Annotated in this window: 3 protein-coding genes and 1 pseudogene; 1 reads left to right on the top strand and 3 read right to left on the bottom strand. The window is 72.0% G+C overall.

What is annotated here, in order from left to right; genetic code table 11:
* Positions 1–70: 70 nt before the first annotated feature.
* From ABZ646_RS41620 to ABZ646_RS41610, 3 genes are read right to left on the bottom strand one after another with little or no spacing between them, the layout of a single operon-like run.
* The gene (locus ABZ646_RS41620) at positions 71–664 is read right to left on the bottom strand and encodes a TetR/AcrR family transcriptional regulator (RefSeq protein WP_360531488.1); all 594 of its coding nucleotides are present in this window, start codon (positions 662–664) and stop codon (positions 71–73) included.
* Positions 665–693: 29 nt separating this feature from the next.
* Entirely contained in the window at positions 694–2,370 is a 1,677-nt protein-coding gene (locus ABZ646_RS41615) for an AMP-binding protein (protein WP_360531485.1), read from the bottom strand.
* Positions 2,367–3,131, bottom strand: coding sequence for an SDR family oxidoreductase (locus ABZ646_RS41610; protein ID WP_360531482.1), 765 nt, complete (start codon positions 3,129–3,131; stop codon positions 2,367–2,369). The genes ABZ646_RS41615 and ABZ646_RS41610 overlap by 4 nt, the downstream gene beginning before the upstream one ends.
* A gap of 155 nt (positions 3,132–3,286) precedes the next feature.
* Here ABZ646_RS41610 and ABZ646_RS41605 point away from each other — a divergent pair.
* A pseudogene (locus ABZ646_RS41605) lies at positions 3,287–4,114 on the top strand (DUF1343 domain-containing protein); the annotation flags it as partial.
* Between the last annotated feature and the right edge of the window lie 71 nt (positions 4,115–4,185).

The raw sequence follows: 4,185 nt of genomic DNA, 5'->3' as shown, positions 1-4,185 counted from the left end.
GTCGCCGTCAACCGTGAGTTCCTGCTGGCTGCGCTGGCCGCCGGGGCCCGGGACCGGCTGGTTCTGGAGTTCAGGGGCGCAGTGCGCGCAGCAGCAGGTCGGCCAGGTGGTCGGCGACCTCCTGGGGGGTCATGGGGCCGTCGGGGCGGTACCAGGTCGACAGGTGGTGGACCGAACCGAAGTGGTAGTCCACGACCAGGTCGGCCGGGGTCGCGGTGGAGAAGACGCCCTCGCGCTGGCCCTCCTCGACGAGCGCGCGGAAGCGTTCGTGGTAGCGCCGGCGTTCCGCGCGTACCTGCTTGTTCTTCTCCGGGCTCAGATGGTGCATGGACCGGAAGAAGATCATCGCGTCGTCGAGGTTCTCGATGGTCGTCACGACCACGTCCGCGGCCGCGCCCCGCAGCCGCTTCTCGATCGGCTCGTCCGCGTTCGCGAAGGCGTCGAGCCGCTCCTGCTGGACGCGCAGCACGCGCGCGTACACCTCGTGCAGCAGGTCGTCCTTGGAGCCGAAGTAGTGGTACAGCGCCCCCTTGGTGACGCCGGCCGCCTCCACGATCTCCTGCACCGAGGTGCGGTCGTAGCCCTGCTCCGCGAAGAGCCGGGTGGCGGCGGCGAGAAGCCGCTGCGGGACGGGAGTCCCGTCCCCGTCCGTCGTCCTGGGCACTGCCGCCACCTGCCTTTCTCGTGGTTCCACTAACCCTGTCGCGGTCGGGAACGCAGTTCCCGTCGGAGGATCTTCCCACTTGCCGTCTTCGGCAGGTCGGGCAGGATCTCCACCTGGCGCGGATATTTGTAGGCCGCCAGTCTCTCCTTGCAATAGAGGGCGAGATCGTCCGGTTCGGTTGCGGCACCCGGGCGCAGACTGATGTAGGCCTTGACGGTCTCCCCGCGGTACCCGTCCGGGACCCCGACGACGGCGGCCTCGCGTACCGCCGGATGGGTGTACAGCACGTCCTCGACCTCGCGCGGCCAGACCTTGAAGCCGGACGCGTTGATCATGTCCTTCTTGCGGTCGACGACGTACAGCCAGCCCTGCGGGTCCATGAAGCCGATGTCACCGGTGCGCAGTTCGCCGTCCGGGAAGGTCTCGGCGGTGGCCTCGGGCCGCCGCCAGTACCCGGGCACCACCTGCGGGCCCCGGACCGCGATCTCGCCCTGCTCCCCGAAGGGCACCTCGGCGCCCTGGTCGTCGATGACGCGTACGACGGTGTCGGGTCCGGGCAGCCCGACGGCGAGGGTCCCGGAGACCGGGTCGACGGGCGCCTCCAGGCCCGGTGGCACGGAGGCGCAGGGCGCGGTGCACTCGGTCAGCCCGTAGCCGTTCCTGATGTACGGCCCGAACCCGGCGCGGAACTTCTCCACCAGGGCCGGCGGCAGCGGCGCGCCACCGGAGGAGATGTTGACGAAGGAAGCGAAGTGCTCCGGGGTGGCCTCCGGGTGGGCGGCCAGGGCCATGAAGGCGGTGGAGGGGCCCACCGTGTACTGCGGGCGGTGCTCGGCGAACGCCTCCAGGACCACGCCCGGCTCGAAGCGGTAGGTCAGCACGAGCGTGCCCGCGCTGGTGACGCAGGCGGCGAGCTGGCAGACCATGCCGGTGATGTGGAAGAGGGGCGCGAGGGCGTAGTAGACAGGCGCGTCGGGCAGCGCGAGCCCGGTGCGCTGCCGCTCGGCGTTGTACATGATGTTGCCGTGCAGGTTGGTGGCGCCCTTGGGGGCACCGCTCGTCCCCGAGGTGTAGCTGATCAGCGCGATGTCGGCGGCCGCCGGGTCCCGCCCTTCCGGGGCCTTGCCGCCCCTGCGGGCGACCTCCACCAGGTCCTCGGCGTCGGCGGCCTGCGGCAGCCGTTCGAAGGTCAGTACGCGGGCGTCGTCGCGGGTCTGGAAGTCCAGCTCGCTCGCGGTGAGCACGATCCGCACCGGCGAGCCGGCGGCCGTCTCGCGCAGGTACGAGTCCCAGGCCCGCTGCGAGCAGACCAGTGCGGTCACCTCGGCGTCCCGCAGGACGTGCGAGACCTCCCCCGACTTGTACATGGGGTTGACCGGCACCACGGTCGCGCCCGCCTTCCAGGCGCCGAGCAGCGCGAGCACGAAGTGCGGGGAGTTCTGCAGGATCACGGCGACCCGGTCGCCGCGGGCCAGGCCGCGCTCCGCCAGACGGGCGGCGACGGAGTCGCTCAGCTCGTCGACCTCGCGGAAGCTGAGGCGGGCGTCGAAGTAGGTGAGGCAGGTGCGGTCGGGTGCCTCGGCGACCGCGGCCCGCAGGGCGTGCACCAGCGAGGCCGGCGGGTCGACCGGGCCGCGCTGGGCCTCGTCGAGCAGGGCCACCCAGGGACGGGCGGAGTAGCGGGAGTCTGCGTGCGGCCGGGTCACCGGGTGGCCTCCCACTTCTGCTGGATGTGGTTCATGTTGGTCAGCCAGCGGTCCGGGTCGGCGGCCCGGGCCTGGTAGTACCCGGCTACCTCGGGGTGCGGCAGGATCAGGAACCGGTCCTCCGCCATCCCCTTGAACAGCGCGTCCGCGACGGCCTCCGGCTCGATGGCGGTCGGCTGGAGCACGATGTCGCCCGCGCTGCCGGTGGCGGCGAGCATGTCGGTACGGACGCCCTGCGGGCAGATGGCGTGCACCTTCAGACCCCGGTGCCGGTACGTCAGCGACAGCCACTCGGCGAAGGCGTACGCGCCGTGCTTGGTCACGCTGTAGGGTGCCGCGCCGATCATGGTGAGCAGCCCGGCGGCGGACACGGTGGACACGAACCGCCCGCCGCCCCGCTCCAGCCAGTGCGGCACCAGTTCCTGGGCGGCCCGCACATGGGCCATGACGTTGACGTCCCAGGCCGAGGCCCACACGGCCGGGTCGGCCGCCTCGGACCCGCCGGAGGGGAGCCCGGCGTTGGCACAGTAGACGTCGACGGTCCCGCCGAGCGCGTCCCGGGCCGGACCCACGATGCCGGACGCGTCACCCGGAAGAGCGATCCCGCCGATCTCCTCGGCCACGGCGGCGGCCTTGTCCCCGTCCAGGTCGTTCACCACGACCCGGGCCCCTTCGGCGGCGAACCGCCGGGCGAGGGCGGCCCCGATGCCACCTCCCGCCCCGGTGACGACGACCCCGGCATCCTGCACGGCTCCCACCATCGGTCTCCTTCGACACGACGCGACACGGTTCGGCACCGGCCAGACTAACCGGTCGGTATGTGTGAAGGGAAGGGTGACCGGTCCAACCTAGGGGCGCGGGAACTGCGCGACCAGCCCCCACCGAGCCGCACCCTGACGACCACGGAGGCGACCCCATGCGCCTGTCCAGAAGAGCCCTGCTCACCGCCGCCACGGCAACCGCCTCACTCACGGTGCCGGCCACCACGGCCGACGCCCACGGCACCCTCAGCACCGGTTTCGACCGTCTCTCCGCCGACGGCTACACCCTCCTCGCCGGCCAGAAGGCCGGCATCGTCACCAACCCCACCGGCGTCACCCAGGACGTCCGGCACATCGTCGACGTCATGCACGCCGACCCCCGCGTCGCACTGACCGCGGTCTTCGGCCCCGAGCACGGATTCCGCGGCACCGCCCAGGCCGGCGGCTCCGAGGGCCGCCACGACGACCCCGCGACCGGCCTCCCCGTCTACGACACGTACCTCAAGAGCGGACAGCCCCTCGCCGACGTCTTCACCGCCTCCGGCGTGGACACGGTCGTCTTCGACATCCAGGACGTCGGCGCCCGCTTCTACACGTACGTCTGGACGCTGTACGACTGCATGGCGGCCGCCCGGCTGGCCGGCAAGCGCTTCGTCGTGCTCGACCGGCCGAACCCGGTGACCGGCCGCACCGCCCAGGGCCCGGTGCTGCACGAGGAGTTCGCCAGTTTCGTCGGCAGGAAGCCGATCGCGCAGGCGCACGGCATGACGGTCGCCGAGCTCGCGCGGCTGTTCAACGCGCGGTTCCTGGACCAGCCGGTCGCCCTGGACGTCGTACCGATGAGCGGCTGGCACCGCGACCGCTTCTACGACGCCTACGGCCTGCCCTGGGTACCGCCGAGCCCCAACATGCCGACCCCGGACACCGCCCTGGTGTACTCGGGGACCTGCCTCTTCGAGGGCACGAACCTCTCCGAGGGGCGGGCACGAGCAGGGCCGCTCCGCACACCAGGACCGTGACCACGATGGGGGCCAGATAGCGACCTTGGGCCGCC

This window comes from Streptomyces sp. NPDC007162, assembly GCF_040634175.1.
Lineage (GTDB): Bacteria > Actinomycetota > Actinomycetes > Streptomycetales > Streptomycetaceae > Streptomyces.
The sequence above is the reverse complement of the archived record's forward strand: the minus strand, read 5'-3'. Positions and strand labels throughout refer to the sequence as shown.

Excerpts from the sequence above, each read along its gene's own strand:
- ABZ646_RS41610 (WP_360531482.1), bottom strand. The coding sequence starts at position 3,131 with ATGGTGGGAGCCGTGCAGGATGCCGGGGTCGTCGTCACCGGGGCGGGA.